This is a genomic window from Geodermatophilus dictyosporus (genome assembly GCF_900115505.1).
Taxonomy (GTDB): domain Bacteria; phylum Actinomycetota; class Actinomycetes; order Mycobacteriales; family Geodermatophilaceae; genus Geodermatophilus; species Geodermatophilus dictyosporus.
In genome coordinates, this window is the sequence record NZ_FOWQ01000005.1 from 230,686 (window position 1) to 247,059 (window position 16,374).

Genomic DNA, 16,374 nt, shown 5'->3' on the forward strand with positions numbered 1-16,374 from the left:
CGGCGCCCGGCGTGCACACTGGGCCGGTGAGCACCGTGCGGGCCGGCGGGCCGCCCCGCACGGACGGGGCGGCCGGGGAGCGCACCGACGGCTCGCCGGCCCCCGCGGGCACCGCCTCGGGGGCACGCCGCGCCGACGTCCCGCGGCCCGGGCGGCTCGACCACTGGCCGGCCGTGGTCCGCGTGCCGCTGCAGGTGCTCGGCCGCGCGGTGGCCAAGGCGTGGCAGGACCGCATCCTGGGGCTGTCCGGCGAGGCGGCGTTCTGGCAGATCCTCTCGGTGCCGCCGCTGCTGATCGCCCTGCTCGGCTCGCTCGGCTTCCTGGGCGACTGGATCGGCGCGGCATCGGTGCAGACCGTCGAGGACACCCTGGTCGACGCCTCCAGCCAGGTGCTGACCGCCGACGTCGTCGACACGCTCGTGCGGCCCACCCTCAGCGACATCCTGACCTCGGGCCGGCTCGACGTGGTCAGCCTCGGCTTCCTGCTCACCCTGTGGGCCGGGTCGTCGGCGACGGCGACGTTCATGAACACGATCGTCATCGCCTACGACCAGCGCGACGTCCGCGGCCCGATCCGGACCCGGCTGATGGCGCTGGGGCTCTTCGTCGTGGGCCTGGTGCTCGCGGTGCTCATGCTGCCGCTGCTGGTGCTCGGGCCCGGCCTGCTCGTCGCGGTGCTGCCGCAGGACTGGCAGGACACCGCCACGGTGCTGATCAACGCGGTGTACGTACCGCTGGTGGTCGTGGGCCTGGTGCTGGCGCTGGCGAGCTTCTACCACGTGATCCTGCCCCGGCGGCTGCCGTGGCGGCGGCACCTGCCGGGCACGGTGCTCGCGGTGGTCTTCTTCGTGGTGGCGGCGACGGTGCTGCGGCTCTACGTCTCCGACATCCTGGTCGCCGCGCTGCCCTACGGGGCGCTGGCCACCCCGATCGCGGCGCTGCTGTTCCTGTTCTTCTTCGGGATGGCCGTGCTGCTGGGCGCCGAGCTCAACGCGGCCGTGCAGGAGCGCTGGCCCGCGCCCCTGCGCCGGCACACCCGGCGGGCCCAGCGCCGCCGGGCCGCCGAGCTGCAGGCCGAGGCCAGGCGCCTCGGCCTGCAGTGAGCGACTGGAACGGCCACCCTTCAGGGGCCCCGCGCCGAGCGGAGCGAGGCGTGGGGTGAAGGGTGGTCCTTCTACTTGCGGAGCTGCTCGTAGACCTCCTTGCAGGCCGGGCACACCGGGCTGCCGGGCTTGGGGCTCTTGGTCACCGGGAACACCTCACCGCACAGGGCCTCGACCAGCGTGCCCATGACCGCGCTCTCGGCGATCTTGTTCTTGCGCACGTAGTGGAAGACCTCGTTGGCGTTGCCGGTGTCGCTGTCGCGGACGTCGGGCTTCTCGAGGAGGTCGGAGTCGCTCACGGGCTCTCCCAGGGTCGGGTCCAGGTCGCGGCGGGTGCCCGGCGCCCAGGGAGGAGCCGGGCGCCACCCGCCCACCGACCATGATGGCAGGGTGTCCGTCGAACCCACCTCCACCGGCCGTCACGCCGCCGGCTCCCCGCTGCGCCTCTCCCCCGAGGTCGCCGAGGCGCTGGCCACCGGAGCCCCCGTCGTCGCGCTGGAGAGCACGCTGCTCGCCCACGGCCTGCCCCGGCCGGACAACCGGGCCGCCGCGGACGACGTCGAGGCCGCGGTGCGGGCCGGTGGCGCCCTGCCGGCCACCGTCGCGGTGCTCGACGGCGTCCCGCACGTGGGTCTGACCGCCGAGCAGGTCGACCGGGTGTGCAGCGACCCCGACCTGGCCAAGCTCGGCGTCCGCGACCTGCCGGTGGCCGCCGCGCTGGGCCTGTCGGGAGCCACCACCGTCTCCAGCACCGCCCTGCTGGCCGCCGCCGCGGGGATCGGCGTGTTCGCGACCGGCGGGCTGGGCGGGGTGCACCGCCAGTCGGCCGAGACCTTCGACGAGTCGGCCGACCTCACCGCGCTGTCGCGGACGTCGCTGGCCGTCGTCTGCGCGGGCGTGAAGTCCATCCTCGACGTCCCGGCGACGCTGGAGCGGATGGAGAGCCTGTCGGTGACCGTCGTCGGCTACCGCACGCGGACCTTCCCCGGCTTCTACGTGGCCGACTCCGGGTCGCCGGTCGAGTGGTCGGTCGACTCCCCGGAGCAGGCCGCCGCGGTGCTCGCCGCGCGCCGGGAGCTGGCACCGGGCGCGGTCGTCGTCGCCAACCCGCTGCCGGCCGACGAGCAGCTCGACCCGGCGCTGCACGACCGGGTCATCGCCGACGCGCTCGCCGCCGCCGAGGCCGCCGGCGTGCGCGGCAAGGCGGTGACGCCGTTCGTGCTCGACCACCTGCACCGGGCCAGCGGGGGCGCCACCTTGGCGGTCAACGTGCGGCTGGTGCTGCGCAACGCCGAGCTCGCGGGCCGGATCGCCGCCGCGCTCGCCGGGCAGGCGCGCTGAGCACCGCGCGGCCGGTGGTCGTCGTCGGCGACGTCGCCACCGACGTCGTCGCCGTCCTCGCCGGGGAGCCGGCGCCGGGTTCGGACCGGCCGGCCACCATCCGCACCCGGGGCGGTGGCGCCGGCGCCAACGTGGCCGCCCACCTGGCCGCGCTCGGCGTGCCGGTGCTGCTGGCCGGCTGCGTCGGCGACGACGCCGCCGGGACGGCGCAGGCCGGCGAGCTGGCCGCGGCCGGCGTCCGGACGGCGCTGCGCCGCGTCGCCGGGGCCGCCACCGGCACGATCGTGAGCCTGGTCGAGCCCGGCGGGCAGCGCAGCATGCTGGCCGACCGCGGCGCCAACCTGGACCTGCGTGCCGGCGACGTCCCGGCACCTCCGCCCGGCGGGCACCTGCACCTGTCGGGCTACACGCTGCTCGACGAGCGGCCGCGCGCGGCCGGGCTGGCGGCGCTGGCCGCGGCCCGTGGCGCCGGGTGCACCGTCTCGGTGGACCCGGCCTCGACCGGCCCGCTGGCCGCCTCCGGGGTGGACCGGTGGCTGGCCGACACCGCCGGCGCCGACCTGCTGCTGCCCAACGCCGACGAGGCGCGGCTGCTCACCGGCTGCGCGGACGCGGCCGCCGCCGCGCGGGCGCTGGCCGGCCGGCACGCCGCGGTGGCGGTGACCCTGGGTGCCGACGGGGCGCTGTGGGCCGCGGGCGGCACGCTGGTGCACCGCCCCGCGCACCCCGCCGAGGTGGTCGACACCACCGGCGCGGGGGACGCGTTCACCGCCGGACTGCTGGCGGTGTGGCTGGCGGGAGGGGAGCCGGCCGCCGCCCTGGACGGCGGGCTGGCCCGGGCCGCCGCGGTGGTCGGGCGGCCCGGGGCGCGCTGAGGATCAGCCGTCGATGACCCGGCCGCCCTCGATCACCCGGCGCTCCCGTCCGGGCGCCTCCAGGATCCGGTCGGGCCGCGGGGCGATGTAGCGGTGGGCGTCGAGCTTCTTCTTCGGCGGCCGGTCGTTGGCCATCACGACGGCGATCCAGGGCAGCACCGTGCCGAGCACGGCGAAGATGATCATCAGCCACACCGTCTGGTAGAAGACCGCGGCCAGCACCAGGCTGACGCCGCGGACGGCCATGGTGAGGACGTAGCGCCTCTTCCGGGCGGCGTGCTGCTCCACCAGGCTCGGTTCGGCCTGGGTGATCAGCACCGGCTCGGCCTTGCGGGGTCGCGCGGACTGCTGGCTCGAGGCCACGAGCACCCTTCCCTCCGCGGGCCGGGGCAGAGACGGCACGGTGTCGCCTGCGCGGGACCGGTTGCTCGCCATCCGGTGGCGGGCAATCCGGCGTCTCCCGGTCCAGACTCCATCGTGCCACTCGCAGCAGGTCCGTGCAGGGGCCTCCGCGGACGATCCGGTACTGGCGGAGGGCGTGGTCAGCGGGTCGCCGCGGCGGCCCTCGCCGCCTTCTTCGCCTCCTGCTTGGCGGCACGCACCTCGGCCAGGGACTCGGGCCCGGTGATGTCGGCGACCGACCGCCGCGAGCCCTCCTCGCCGTAGGAGCCGGCCGCCTCGCGCCACCCCGGCGGCGTCACGCCGTACTGCTTGCCGAGCAGGGCGACGAGGATCTTGGCCTTCTGCGCGCCGAAGCCGGGGAGCTCGCCGATGCGACGCAGCAGGGTGGCGCCGTCCGGGACGCCGTCCCACAGGTTCTCGGCGCGGCCGTCGTAGCGGTCGACCAGCAACCGGCACAGCGCCCGTGTCCGCGCCGCCATGGACCCGGGGTAGCGGTGCACCGCGGGCGGCCCGGCGAACCAGGCGGCCACCGCGTCGGGGTCGGCGTCGGCGATGTCGGCGGCCGACAGGCTGTCCGACGCGGGGTCCAGGCCCATCCGCTCGGCGAGCAGGCGCGGCCCGGCGAAGGCCCGCTCCATGGGGAACTGCTGGTCGAACAGCATCCCGAGCACGAGGGCGAGCGGGTCACGGCCGAGGAGGTCGTCGGCGGCGTCGTCCTGGGTGATGCGCAGCGTCGGCACGTCGGCAGTGTGCCGCAGCACGGCCCCGGGGCGACTGCCCTCCGGCGGCGGCCACCGTGGTCCTCCCGGTCGTGACGGTCGTGCTCAGTGCAGGGCGGCGTCGGCCGGGCCGACGGCCCACCGGCGGAAGCGGACGACCAGGCCGGCCCGGGTGGGGGCGCAGCAGTACGGGCCCGCCGCGACCGGGACGCCGGCCGGGAAGGGGGCGACGCGGACCAGGCGGAACGGCTCGTCGTCGACCCGTGCCCGCACGGTCACCGCGTCCCCGGCGCGGCTCGCGCGCACGGTCACCCGGCGCCCGGCCCACTCCGGCACGGGCGCCACCGACCAGTCGGAACGGCCCAGCGTGACGACGGCGCCGACCTGGAGCGCACCGTCGGAGACCTCGACGCCGGCCTTGAGCCACGTCCGTGCGTCGGCCCGCAGCACGAGCCCCGCCTGGTCGAACTGCTCGCCGAAGGACGCGTCGAGGGAGACCTCGACCGCGCCCGGGTCGGTCAGCGGAGCGAGCAGCGCGTGCGCGTCGTCGTGCACGAAGCCGTAGGCGGTGTGCCGCCAGGCGTCGCTGCCCTCGGCCGCGGTGACGAGCAGGTCCGCCCCCTCCTCCGACGCCGCGACCGGCGGCGTGGTCCACGACCCGCCGGACCAGGGCAGGACGGCGAGCGGGTCCCGACCGGAGGAGTCGCCGGCGGCGTCGTCCTGGGTGGTGCGCGGCGTCGGCACGTCGGCAGTGTGCCGCAGCGCGACCCCGGGGCGGCCCGCCGCGGGCGGGACGCCGTCCACGAGCACCCGGTGGCGGATCGTGCGCGATCAGGTGAGGCTCGACCGGTGAGGATCCTGGTGACGGGGGCGTCCGGCTTCGTGGGCAGCCGGCTGGCCACCGCCCTGGTCGGGGAGGGCCACGACGTCCGGGCGATGACGCGGCACCCGGAGGGCTACCGCGGCGCGGGCGCCGCCGTCGCCGGCGACGTCGGCGACGAGGGATCGCTGCGCGAGGCCCTCGACGGCTGCGAGGCGGCCTACTACCTGGTGCACTCGCTCGCCGACCCCGACTTCGAGCGGAAGGACGCCGCGGCGGCCCGGTCGTTCGCGCGGGCGGCGGCCGGGACGGGGGTCGGGCGCATCGTCTACCTGGGCGGCCTGGGCCGTGACGGCGACACCCTCTCCCCGCACCTGCGCAGCCGCCGTCAGGTCGAGCGGCTGCTGGGCGGGACCGGCGTACCGGTCACGGTGCTGCGCGCCGGCATCGTCGTCGGCCACGGCGGCGTCTCGTGGGAGCTGACCCGTCAGCTGGTGGCCCACCTGCCGGCGATGGTCACCCCCCGCTGGGTGCACACCCGCACCCAGCCGATCGCGGTCGCCGACGTGATCCGCTACCTCGTGGGCGTGCTGCGGGCGCCGGAGGCCGCGGGCCGGGTGTTCGAGGTGGGTGGCCCCGAGGTGCTCTCCTACCTCGACATGCTCACCCGGGTGGCCCTCGTCCAGAACCGTCACCTCTTCGTCGTCCCGGTGCCACTGCTCAGCCCGCGGCTGTCCTCCCGCTGGCTGGCGCTGGTGACCGACGTCGACGTCGCCACCGGCCGGTCGCTCATCGACTCGATGACCAACGAGGTGGTCGTCACCGACGACTCGATCCGCTCGGTGGTGCCCTTCGAGCCGATGGACTACGACCGGATGGTCCTCGAGGCGCTCGTCGAGCGCGCCGCCGAGCACCGGCGACGGGGCCGCCGGCGGCGGGCCGGGTGGCTGAGCCGCGGAGCCCGCCGGTGACCGCGGCGCGGCGCGGGCCGGCCGGCACCGTGGGCCGGTGGCTGCGGCGGACGCTGATCGAGCGGGTGCCCCGCGACCACCGCGAGTCCGACGCCGCCTTCCGCCGTCGGCGCCGGATCACCGCCGGCACCGCGGTGACCGGCGCGACGCTGCTGGGCGTGTCGCTGTCCCAGCCGCCGGACTCGCCGCGGTTCTACGGCCTGACGCTGGCCGTGGCCGGCACCTGGGTGGCCGGGGGGCTGGCCTCCGGGCCGCTGCACCTGGGTTGGACCGTCGGTGAGGACAGGGCGCTGCGCCGGCCGCTGACCACCCCGGTCCTCACCGGCGTGGGCGCCTTCGGCGCGTTCTACGGCGCCGCGCTGGTCGCCCGGCGCATCCCGGTCCTCGACCGGGCGATCACGTCGGTGCTCCGCTACGCCCACCAGGGGTCGTTCCCGCTGGTGCTGACGACGACGCTGGCCAACGGCGTGGCCGAGGAGGTGTTCTTCCGCGGGGCGCTGTACGCCGCGATCGGCGTCGACCGGCCGGTGCTCAAGTCGACAGCCGTCTACGGCCTGGCCACGACCGCCACGCGCAACCCGGCGCTGGTGCTGGCCAGCATCGCGATGGGGGTGCTCTTCGGGCTGCAGCGGCAGGCCACCGGCGGCATCCAGGCACCGGTCCTGACCCACCTGGCCTGGTCGGTGCTCATGCTGCGCCACCTGCCCCCGCTGTTCACCGACCGGCCCGCACTCGACGACCCGCGGCCCCCTCGGCGGGGCGTGACCTCCGGAGCGTGAGCTGCGCGCCCGACCGGGCGCCCCCGCGACCCGCGCGGACGACGACGTCCCGGCACCTCAGAGCTGCAGGACCGCGGCCGCGCTGAGGTACGCCGCCGACACACCCTCGGGGTCGTGCAGGTCCCCCGGGTCCGCCACCGCCGCCCGGGACCGCGCGCGCACCGCGGCTCCGGGGTCCTCGGCGACGAGGTCGACGGACAGCCCTGTGACGACGGCACGGGCGTCGTGCTCGTCCGGGCCGTCGAGGGCCAGGCCGTCGTGGAGCAGCTGCGCCGCCTCCCGGAACACCTCGCGGGCCAGCTCGGGGTCCACGTCGGGCCGCTCGCGGGCCACCGCCTCGGCGGCCGCCAGGAACTGCCCGAACGGCGGGCCCACGCCGGGGGGGGGGGGGGGGCGACGTGCCGCGAGCCTCCCAGCGCGGGTCCGTGGGGACGACGCGGTCGTACCACTCGCTCACCCGGTGTCCCCCGCCGCGGGCCACGGAGGGGGACACCGGGTGGTCGGGCGTCAGGTCAGGCGGGGACGTGCTGCCCGGTGACCGGCGCGTGGACGGCGGGCTCGGCTCGCAGCAGCGCTCGTGCCGCCGGAGCGAGCCCGACGACGAGGGCGCCGGCCCACACCGTCGTCGACCAGGGCTGCGAACCGACGCCCAGGAACAGCACCGTGCCGAGGCACACGGTCAGCGCCGCCCACAGCGGCACGATGCGCGCCCGGCGGAGCGCCACCGCCTGGGGGAGCCACGCCAGGGCACCGAGGAGGAACGGCACGAACAGGGCCACGTTGAACGGCACGACGTCGAACGCCAGCCCCAGCTCGGCGGCCGACTGCCGGTCCGGCTGGGCGGACAGGAGCTGCAGCAGCCCGTAGTAGCCGGTGAGGTGCACGACCTCGCCGATCACCCCGAGCACGGCGAGGAGGAGTCCCGTCCACGCCCAGCGCCGGGATCGTGCCGCGGCCAGCCGCCACAGCGCCACGGCCGCGGGGATGCTCGCCAGCACGCCGGCGTAGGCCAGCCACGAGGCAAGCTCGAAGGTGCCCCGGTGCGCGTCGATGGCGGCGAGCTGGGCCGTGGCCTCGGCGACGCCCCACGTGGTGGCCACCCCACCCACCTCGTCCACCCCCTCGGCGGACATCCGCAGCAGGTCCGCCGCCCCGAGCAGCACCGGGGTGAGCACGATCCCGCCCGCCCCCACGATCTCCGTCTTCCTGGCCATGTCGTCCTCCGAGGTCCCCCGGTCCGTGCCGGGACGTCCCAGACCCTGACCGGGCACGCCCGTCGCGTCGTCCGCCTCGGCGCACCCGGCGGTGTGGCAGCGGCGCACCGGCGGACTCGCAGATCCGCTGACCGGACGTCAGCGCGCAGGTGGACGCTCCGGCCGCCCGCCGCCACTAACCTCCGCCGCATGCGCTGGGGGCGGCCGCTGCGCGGCGACCTCGTGGCCGCCGCCGCGTGCGGCGGCTGGGCGGCGGTGTTCCTGGTGTCCGACACACCGCTCGCCGCCGCGGTGCTGAGCCCGCTCGTCGCGCTCGCGGCGCTGGGCGCCCGTCGTCTCCCGGCCTGGGCGGCGTTGCTGACGTGCGGGGTGGGCTTCCTCGGGGACCGGCTCGGCGTGCCCGTCGAGAACCAGGCGTTGCTGCCCGTCCTGCTGGTCGCCGCCTACGCCCTCGGCCGGTGGGCCGCACCCCGGGCGGCCCTGCTGCCGCTCGCGGCCCTCGAGCTCGGTGTCCTGGCAGGGGGCGGCACGGGGCTGGACGTCGTGTTCGCCGCCGTCCTCGGCGCCGTCCCCTGGGCCTTCGGCCGCCTCGTGTGCCGCCGCACGGCCGCGGCCGTCCAGGCCCGGCAGCACGCCGCGGAGCTGGCCGCCCGCGACCCCGCCGCGCTCGCCGCACGGGCGGTCGCCGAGGAACGGGGGCGCCTGGCGGGGCAGGCGCTCGGTGCCGTCCGGACGGCGGTGGAGACGATGCACGCGTGCGCCCTGGCGGCCGGGCCGCAGCTGGCGCCGGAGTCGCTCACCAGGGTCACGGCGCAGGGCCGGGAGGCGGTCGGCGAACTGCGGCGGCTGCTCGGCCTGCTGCGCACCGAGGCCGGGACGTCGCCGGAGGCCGTCCCGGTGCCCCTCCGCCGCCGACCCCTCCGCGCGCACCTGGTCGACGCCTCGGTGGTCGCCGCGCTCGCCGTCCTGTGGCCGCTGGAGGCGGCGGTGATCGACGGCGACCTCGGTCCGGTCCGCCTCGTCCTGGGGTACGCGGTCGTGGCCGGGGTGGCCCTGCGCCGCGTGGACGCCGCGCTGGCCTGCCTGCCGGCCGCTGCGGCCACCGCGGCCGCGGTCCCGACGGACCTGCCCCTGGACGACCTGTCGCTGGCACTGGCCCACGGCCTGCTGACCTGGTCGGCCGCCGTCGACGGCCGCGCCCGCGCCTGGGCCGCGGTCACCCTGCTCGCGGCGCTGGCCGTGCTCGGGGTGCACCTGGGAGCGCCCGGCAGCGAGGGCGTCACGCTGGCCGCCGTCGCCCTCCCCGCCGTGGCCGGTCACCTCTGGGCCGGGCGCGACCGCGCGGAGCGGTCCGCCCGCGGCGTGGCCGAGGTCCTGCGCTCGGCACAGGAGGCCGCGGCCGAGCGCGCGGTCCACGAGGAACGGCTGCGGCTGGCCCGCGACCTGCACGACGTGGTCAGCTCCGCGGTCGGCGTGATGGTCCTGCAGGCGGGAGCCGCGCTCGCCCAGCGCGACCGGGACCCCGAGCGCGCCCGTGAGGCCGTGTGCGCGGTGCAGCGGGCGGGTGCCGAGGCGCTCGTCGAGCTCGACGTCCTCGTCGGCCTGCTCGACGCCGGCGCGGGCGCCGGGGACCGCGGCACCACGGACGGCGAGGACGGCCTGCGCCGCTCCCTCGACGCCCTCGTGGCACGGCTGGGTGCCGGCGGGCTCGCCATCCGGCTGCGGACGCGCGGCGACCTCCCCCGCGAGGCCGAGGTCGTCTCCGTGGCGCACCGGGTGGTGCAGGAGGCGCTCACGAACGCCGCGCGGTACGCGCCCGGGAGCAGCGTCGAGGTCTGTCTGGACGCCACCGGCGAGGTGCTGGTCGTCACCGTGCACGACGACGGCCCCGGCGGGACGCCCACCGACAGCGGTGCCGGGTTCGGCCTCGTCGGGCTGGCCGAACGGGTACGGGCCCGTGGTGGTGCGGTGGCGGCCGGTCCGGCGCCCGGCGGCGGCTTCACCCTGACCGCCCGGCTGCCGCTCACGCCGGTCGTCCCCGGGACGCCGACGGCGGTCGGACCGTGAGCGGGCGGCGAGTGCGGGTGGTGCTCGCCGACGACCAGGCGCTCGTCCGCGGCGGGCTGCGCGCGATCCTCGACGCCGAGGACGACATCGAGGTGGTGGCGGAGGCCGACGACGGGGGCGCGGCCGCGCGGGCCGCGGCCGCCGAGCGCGCGGACGTCGTCCTCATGGACGTGCAGATGCCGGGTGTCGACGGGCTCGAGGGCACCCGCCGCGTGATCGCCTCCCGCCCCGGGTGCCGGGTGCTGGTGCTGACCACCTTCGACCTCGACGAGTACGTCTTCGCCGCGCTGCGGGCCGGGGCGAGCGGCTTCCTGCTCAAGACGAGCGATCCGGCGGAGCTGGCCGCGGCGGTGCGCGCGTGCCACTCCGGCGAGTGGCTCTTCGCCCCGACCGTGACCCGTCGGCTCGTCGAGGCCTACGTGTCCCGACCGCCCGGCGGGGCGGGGATCCCGCCGGTGATGAGGAGCCTGACCGACCGGGAGCTCGACGTGCTCCGGGCGATCGCCCGGGGCCTGTCGAACGCCGAGATCGCGACCGAGCTGTACCTGGGCGAGGCGACGGTGCGGACGCACGTCACCCGCATCCTCGCCAAGCTGGGCCTCCGCGACCGGGTCCAGGCGGTCGTCCTGGCGTACGAGACCGGCCTGGTCGCCCCCGGCCCGTGACCGGTCCACCCCGTCCCGGGTGGGGCGCGCACGGGTCGCCTCCGCGCTGCGGGCGGACGACCGGCACCGGGCAGGGCGCGTGCGCTCGCAGCGCAGCGCCACAGGACCGAGGACCGTGCCGGCCACCCGGCTGTGGCTGCGGTTGCGGGCGACGAGGGGCGCGGCGTCGTCGGCCCGCCGGTCGACCGGCTCTCCGACCAGGCCGGCGAGACGGGCGTCGACCCGAGGGGTCGACGCTCGTCCGCGAGCAGGTGGCCGCACGCCTCCCCCGCCTCGAGGACGTGGAGGACCACCCGTCCTCTCCCGGGTGCGCGGGCGTCGCCTGCCGCAGGACCAGCGCCCGGGCGGGTCGACCTGCGCGACGCGGGGCACGAGCCGTCCGGCAGCGGCCCCCGCCCTGCGGACCACGACCACCCGTCCACCGGCGGCGAGGTGCTGTCGCGGACCTCCGCACGCTCCAGCCACGTGGTACCGCCTGGGTCGTCTGCTCGGCCGGCGGTGACGATCGACGTGCCCGCCGTGGAGCTGTGGGACAGGTCGCTCGTCGGTGGTGTGCTTCCGTACCCATCGGCGCGGACCGCGGCACCGGCGGTCAGCCTGAGCGGAGGGCGCCCGAGTCATGCCCGCGGTCATGTCGCATCGCTGACCTGCGAGAACTGTCGTACCCAGGTCGTAGGTTCGTCCCGTGGAGCAGCTCGAGGAGGACCAGCCGCCCGTGGGCGGTCTCCTCGGCCTGCTCGTGGCCGAGCCACCCGAGCTGCGGCGGCTGCCGGTCGCGCTGCTGACCCGCGGGCAGAAGGCCGCCGAGCTCGAGCACGTCGCCGCGCTCACGGCCCGGCTCGCGGCCTACGAGGCGGAGCTGGTGCTGGGCCTGGCCGACGACACCCCCGACGACCTCGACCCCGCGCCTGGGACCCCGGGTGCACGGCAGGGCTCGTGGGCGCCGGATCCCGAGCTGCCCGGCGTCTCGGAGTCCTTCACCGCCGAGCTGGCCATGGTCCTCAACTGCGGCCGCCGGTCGGCCTCCCTGCTCGCGCAGCGAGCCTGGGTCTATCGGGAGTCGCTGCCCGGCACCTGGGCGGCGCTGGCCGAGGGTGTGCTGGACGAGGCGCGGGCGAAGGTCTTGGTGGACGTGCTGCAGCACACCGACCCGGATGTGGCGCGGCAGGTGGAGTTCCGGCTGCTGCCCGAGGCCGCTTCCCTGACGATGCACGCGCTGCGCAAGCGGGCGGTCGCCGCCCTCCTCGCTGTCGACGCCGACGCCGTCGATGCCCGGCGCAGGGAGGCCGAGCGGCAGGCCGACGTCCGCGTCCACCCCTCCCCGCGGGAAGGCATGAGCACCCTGACCGCGGACCTGCCCGCCCCGGTCGCCGCGGCGTGCTTCGACCTGGTCGACCAGCTCGCCGTCCTGCTCAAGAAGGACGGCGACGACCGCCCGGTCGGGCAGCTGCGCGCCGCCGTCCTCGCCGACCTCGTCCAGCGGCCCTGGGACGACACCCGCCCGCCGGTCACCGCCCACCTGCAGCTGATCGCCCCGCTCAGCGCCCTGGCCGGTGAGTCCTCCGAGGCCGGCGAGGTCAACGGGCTGCCGATCACCACCCGCCAGCTCCGCGACCTCCTCGCGCGCCTCGACGGGCTGGGCGTGCGCACCCCCGCCGGCGGTTCGGTCACCCTCGCGCTCACCGACGACGACGGCGCCCTGCGGGCCACCACCTCGCTGGAGCAGTTGCGCCGCCTGGCCCGCCGCGGCTGCCCCACCCACCCCGACATCGACTGTGACTGCGGAGTACTCGACCGGCCCGCCGAGGTCGATGGCTACGCACCCTCCGCCGCGCAGCAGACGTTCGTGCACACCCGCGACCGCACCTGCCGCTTCCCCGGCTGCGGCCAACGGGCGGGGTGGGCCGACGCCGACCACGTCGTCCCCCACGCGCACGGCGGCCCCACCGACTGCGCCAACCTCTGCTGCCTGTGCCGCAGCCACCACCGCCTCAAGACCTTCGCCCCCAGCTGGCGGTTCACCATGAGCCCCGACGGGGTGCTCACCGTGACCACCCCGTCCGGCATCACCCGCACCACCCGACCACCGGGCACGCGACCACCTCCGGCCGAGTCCTCAGCACCGCCACCATCGGGCAACCCCGACGACGACCCGCCGCCGTTCTGACCGAGGCACGGGACTGCGGCTGCTCGCGTCGTCTCCGAGGACCCGACGGGCCGTCACGTGGTCGCCGGACTCCAGGTCCGCGACAGGCACGCGGCAAGGGGCCGTCGGGACCGCCTCTCAGCCCCTCGGGCGCTCGAGCCCGGTGGGTGCCAGCAGCCGGGCCCACCACGGGCGCCGCACGGGTCCTCGGCAGGTCGCGGAGGATGGGCCGGTGCGGGCGGTGGTGAGCAGGGTGTCCTCGGCGTCGGTGACCGTCGACGGCGCCGTCGTGGGGGAGGTCGGCCGGGGACTGCTGGCGCTGGTCGGCGTCGGCCGGGACGACGACGGCGACCGCGCTCGGGCGCTGGCTCGCAAGGTCCACGAGCTGCGGGTGTTCCCCACCGAGGACGGCGCGCGGTCGGCGGGCGACCTCGGCCTGCCGGTGCTGGTGGTGAGCCAGTTCACCCTCTACGCCGACACGCGCAAGGGGCGGCGCCCCTCCTGGGACGGCGCCGCGCCCGGGGAGGTCGCCGAACCGCTGGTGGAGGAGGTCGTCGCGGAGCTGCGGCGGCGTGGCGCCCCGGTCGCGACCGGGGTCTTCGGAGCGCGCATGGCGGTCGCCTCGGTCAACGACGGGCCGATGACCTTGCTGCTGGAGGTCTGACCCGCGATCGAGTGGGTACGGATGGTGACCGAACACACCGCCTGTGGTTTCGCTGAGAAACCGGCCAGCGTGGAACACCGTACCCGTCGCGACCGTTGGACGGGGCGTAACACAACGGACCACAACGGACCACACAGCGAGGCGCTCCGCCGGACACGGAGCCCCACCCGTGCGGGTGCGCGACCGGTCACCACACCGGCCGGTGCATCCGAACCAGACGCAAGGACGAAGACAGACCGTGACGCTCCTCCAGTCTTCCCCCAGTGACGCCCTCGAGGTCCGCTCACCGCGCCGCGAGCCGGACACCAGTGGCCTGGTGTCGACCGACCTGGTGCGCGTGTACCTCAACACCATCGGCAAGACCGCCCTGCTGACCGCCGAGCAGGAGGTGGAGCTCGCCAAGCGCATCGAGGCGGGGCTCTACGCCGAGCGGCTGCTCGGCGAGCGGCAGCTCACCCCCGCCGTCGAGCGCGACTACAAGGCCCTCGCGGCCGACGGCAAGGCCGCCAAGCGCCACCTGCTGGAGGCCAACCTCCGGCTGGTCGTGTCGGTCGCCAAGCGCTACACCGGCCACGGCATGACGTTCCTGGACCTCATCCAGGAGGGCAACGTCGGCCTCATCCGCGCCGTGGAGAAGTTCGACTACACCAAGGGCTTCAAGTTCTCGACCTACGCGACGTGGTGGATCCGCCAGGCGATCACCCGCGCGATGGCCGACTCCGGCCGCACCATCCGGCTGCCCGTGCACCTGGCCGAGCAGGTCAACAAGGTCGTGCGGACCCGCCGGCGGGTGCACCAGGAGCTCGAGCGCGAGCCCACCGCCGAGGAGCTCGGCCTCGAGCTGGACATGACGCCCGAGCGGGTCACCGAGCTGCTCGAGTACAGCCGCGACCTGGTCTCGCTCGACCAGACCGTCGGTGCCGACGAGGAGTCCCGCCTGGGTGACTTCATCGAGGACGCCGACGCCGCGGTGGCCGAGGACGCGGTGGCCTTCCAGATGATGAAGGGCGACGTGCGCAACGTGCTCTCCACGCTGGAGGACCGCGAGCGCGACGTGGTCGTGCTCCGCTTCGGCCTCGACGGCGGCCAGCCCCGCACGCTCGAGCAGATCGGCAAGCAGTTCGGTCTCTCCCGCGAGCGGGTGCGCCAGATCGAGCGCGAGACGATGGCCAAGCTGCGGGACCCGCAGCGCGCCGACGCCCTGCGCGACTACCTGGCCTAGCCGGGCCAGCCGGGAGCCGGTCACCTGCGGGTGGCCGGCTCTCGGCGTGTCCGGGCGTTGACAGCGCCGGCGTCCAGGGCCAGGGTCTTCCTCAACCGATCGGTTGAGGAGGCGGCGATGGGGACGACGGCGGAGCGCTGGGCGCGGCTGGCCGACGACTTCGGCCGGCGGGTCGACGGGGTCCCGCCCGGCCGCTGGGACGACCCCGCGCCCTGCGAGGGCTGGCGAGCCCGTGACGTCGTCCGGCACGTCGCGGACTGGATGCCGTCGCTCTACCTCGGCGCCGTGGGGCTCCCGCTGCCCGACGGCCCGTCGGTGGACGACGACCCGCGCGGCGCCTGGCGGGCCGCCGACCGCGCCGTCCGCGCCCTGCTGGCCGACCCCGCCACGGCCCGGCAGCCGACGAGGACCCGCGCAGGCGAGATGCCGCTGGAGGACCTGGTCGCGATGACCGGCCTCATGGACCTGCTCGTGCACGCCTGGGACCTCGCCCGCGCCACCGGCCAGGACGAGGCGCTCGACCCGGCGGAGGTCTCGGGCTTCCTCGCCGGGATCGAGCCGTGGGACGCCGCCGTGCGCAGCAGCGGCCACTACGGCGCGCGGGTGCCCGTCCCCGACGACGCGGACGACCAGACGAAGCTGCTCGCCTTCACCGGCCGCCGTCCCTGACCCGGTCCACCCGATGAGTTCCGGCCCGGGCGCCGGTCTGCCCGTCGTGGACACCGAGGAGGGGACCGTGGGCCGGCTGCTGAGGGTGCAGAACTTCACCGTCTCGAGCGACGGGTACGGCGCGGGCGAGGGGCAGAGCCTGCAGCGGCCGTTCGGGCACGCCGATCCCCGGGAGCTGATGGCCTGGGCCCTCGCCACCGCGAGCTTCCCGGGTCGCACCGAGCCGGGCGGCAGCCGGGGTCTGGACGACCACCTCGTCCGCGACTTCGCCCACGGCATCGGTGCCGAGATCATGGGCCGGAACAAGTTCTCGCCCCAGCGCGGTCCGTGGCAGGACCACCAGTGGCGGGGCTGGTGGGGGGACGAGCCGCCGTTCCACACGCCCGTCTTCGTGATGACCCACCACGTGCGGCCGTCGTTCACGCTGTCGGACACCACGTTCCACTTCGTCGACGCCGACCCGGCCACGGTGCTGCAGCAGGCCCGCGCGGCGGCCGGCGGCGCCGACGTCCGGCTCGGGGGCGGCGCCACCGTGATCCGCCAGTTCCTCGACGCCGACCTGGTCGACACGCTGCACGTGGCCGTCGCCCCGGTCGAGCTGGGGAGCGGATCGCGGCTGTGGACCTCACCCGACGAGCTGCTCGACCGCTTCCACCGGGACGTCGTCCCCAGCCCCAGCGGCGTCACGCACCACCTGTTCTGGCGCAGGTGAGGCCG

General features: G+C 76.4%; 18 protein-coding genes. 12 read left to right on the forward strand and 6 right to left on the reverse strand.

The genetic code is table 11. From position 1 onward, the window contains the following. Positions 1-26: 26 nt before the first annotated feature. Positions 27-1,103 (forward strand): YihY/virulence factor BrkB family protein, encoded by a 1,077-nt coding sequence (locus BMZ33_RS14025; RefSeq protein WP_169064313.1) that lies wholly within the window; start codon positions 27-29, stop codon positions 1,101-1,103. 71 nt (positions 1,104-1,174) lie between these two features. On the opposite strand, the gene BMZ33_RS14030 is transcribed toward BMZ33_RS14025, so the two are convergent. Beyond that, positions 1,175-1,402, reverse strand: coding sequence for a DUF3039 domain-containing protein (locus BMZ33_RS14030; protein WP_091111871.1), 228 nt, complete (start codon positions 1,400-1,402; stop codon positions 1,175-1,177). Positions 1,403-1,493: 91 nt separating this feature from the next. Between BMZ33_RS14030 and BMZ33_RS14035 the strand changes: the two genes are divergently transcribed. Further along, the gene (locus BMZ33_RS14035; RefSeq protein WP_169064314.1) at positions 1,494-2,444 is read left to right on the forward strand and encodes a pseudouridine-5'-phosphate glycosidase; all 951 of its coding nucleotides are present in this window, start codon (positions 1,494-1,496) and stop codon (positions 2,442-2,444) included. A gap of 14 nt (positions 2,445-2,458) precedes the next feature. Next, the gene (locus BMZ33_RS14040; RefSeq protein ID WP_169064315.1) at positions 2,459-3,319 is read left to right on the forward strand and encodes a carbohydrate kinase family protein; all 861 of its coding nucleotides are present in this window, start codon (positions 2,459-2,461) and stop codon (positions 3,317-3,319) included. 3 nt (positions 3,320-3,322) lie between these two features. Here BMZ33_RS14040 and BMZ33_RS14045 read toward each other — a convergent pair whose 3' ends face one another. The 3 genes from BMZ33_RS14045 to BMZ33_RS14055 form a co-directional block, all read right to left on the reverse strand. Continuing rightward, the gene (locus BMZ33_RS14045; RefSeq protein WP_169064316.1) at positions 3,323-3,688 is read right to left on the reverse strand and encodes a DUF3099 domain-containing protein; all 366 of its coding nucleotides are present in this window, start codon (positions 3,686-3,688) and stop codon (positions 3,323-3,325) included. Between the two features lie 173 nt (positions 3,689-3,861). Continuing rightward, complete coding sequence (locus tag BMZ33_RS14050; RefSeq protein WP_091111880.1) at positions 3,862-4,461, reverse strand: HhH-GPD-type base excision DNA repair protein; 600 nt, start codon at positions 4,459-4,461, stop codon at positions 3,862-3,864. An 84-nt stretch (positions 4,462-4,545) separates the two neighbouring features. After that, entirely contained in the window at positions 4,546-5,184 is a 639-nt protein-coding gene (locus BMZ33_RS14055) for a DUF1349 domain-containing protein (protein WP_169064317.1), read from the reverse strand. Between the two features lie 105 nt (positions 5,185-5,289). Here BMZ33_RS14055 and BMZ33_RS14060 point away from each other — a divergent pair, with 105 nt between their 5' ends. Next, positions 5,290-6,231, forward strand: a complete 942-nt coding sequence (locus BMZ33_RS14060) for an NAD(P)H-binding protein (protein WP_091111536.1) — start codon at positions 5,290-5,292, stop codon at positions 6,229-6,231. Then, positions 6,228-7,010 (forward strand): CPBP family intramembrane glutamic endopeptidase, encoded by a 783-nt coding sequence (locus BMZ33_RS14065; protein ID WP_169064318.1) that lies wholly within the window; start codon positions 6,228-6,230, stop codon positions 7,008-7,010. The genes BMZ33_RS14060 and BMZ33_RS14065 overlap by 4 nt, the downstream gene beginning before the upstream one ends. Before the next feature lie 57 nt (positions 7,011-7,067). On the opposite strand, the gene BMZ33_RS14070 is transcribed toward BMZ33_RS14065, so the two are convergent. Beyond that, positions 7,068-7,385: a hypothetical protein gene (locus tag BMZ33_RS14070; protein WP_091111539.1), complete on the reverse strand. Its 318-nt coding sequence runs from the start codon at positions 7,383-7,385 to the stop codon at positions 7,068-7,070. A 137-nt stretch (positions 7,386-7,522) separates the two neighbouring features. Next, positions 7,523-8,224 carry a DUF4386 family protein gene (locus BMZ33_RS14075; RefSeq protein ID WP_136697295.1) on the reverse strand — a complete coding sequence of 234 codons (702 nt, stop codon included), beginning with the start codon at positions 8,222-8,224 and terminating at the stop codon, positions 7,523-7,525. Between the two features lie 189 nt (positions 8,225-8,413). Here BMZ33_RS14075 and BMZ33_RS14080 point away from each other — a divergent pair, with 189 nt between their 5' ends. The 7 genes from BMZ33_RS14080 (at position 8,414) to BMZ33_RS14110 (ending at position 16,369) form a co-directional block, all read left to right on the forward strand. Continuing rightward, positions 8,414-10,291: a histidine kinase gene (locus tag BMZ33_RS14080; RefSeq protein ID WP_091111545.1), complete on the forward strand. Its 1,878-nt coding sequence runs from the start codon at positions 8,414-8,416 to the stop codon at positions 10,289-10,291. Further along, positions 10,288-10,956, forward strand: a complete 669-nt coding sequence (locus tag BMZ33_RS14085) for a response regulator (RefSeq protein ID WP_091111548.1) — start codon at positions 10,288-10,290, stop codon at positions 10,954-10,956. Before BMZ33_RS14080 ends, BMZ33_RS14085 begins: the two co-directional genes overlap by 4 nt. A 685-nt stretch (positions 10,957-11,641) precedes the next feature. Beyond that, positions 11,642-13,123 (forward strand): HNH endonuclease signature motif containing protein, encoded by a 1,482-nt coding sequence (locus BMZ33_RS14090; protein ID WP_091111550.1) that lies wholly within the window; start codon positions 11,642-11,644, stop codon positions 13,121-13,123. A 211-nt stretch (positions 13,124-13,334) separates the two neighbouring features. Beyond that, positions 13,335-13,766 carry a D-aminoacyl-tRNA deacylase gene (gene dtd, locus BMZ33_RS14095; protein WP_091111552.1) on the forward strand — a complete coding sequence of 144 codons (432 nt, stop codon included), beginning with the start codon at positions 13,335-13,337 and terminating at the stop codon, positions 13,764-13,766. 238 nt (positions 13,767-14,004) lie between these two features. Next, positions 14,005-14,988 carry an RNA polymerase sigma factor SigB gene (sigB, locus tag BMZ33_RS14100; protein WP_091111555.1) on the forward strand — a complete coding sequence of 328 codons (984 nt, stop codon included), beginning with the start codon at positions 14,005-14,007 and terminating at the stop codon, positions 14,986-14,988. Positions 14,989-15,105: 117 nt separating this feature from the next. Next, positions 15,106-15,657, forward strand: a complete 552-nt coding sequence (locus BMZ33_RS14105; RefSeq protein WP_091111558.1) for a TIGR03086 family metal-binding protein — start codon at positions 15,106-15,108, stop codon at positions 15,655-15,657. Positions 15,658-15,670: 13 nt separating this feature from the next. Continuing rightward, positions 15,671-16,369: a dihydrofolate reductase family protein gene (locus BMZ33_RS14110; RefSeq protein ID WP_169064319.1), complete on the forward strand. Its 699-nt coding sequence runs from the start codon at positions 15,671-15,673 to the stop codon at positions 16,367-16,369. Positions 16,370-16,374: the final 5 nt, after the last annotated feature.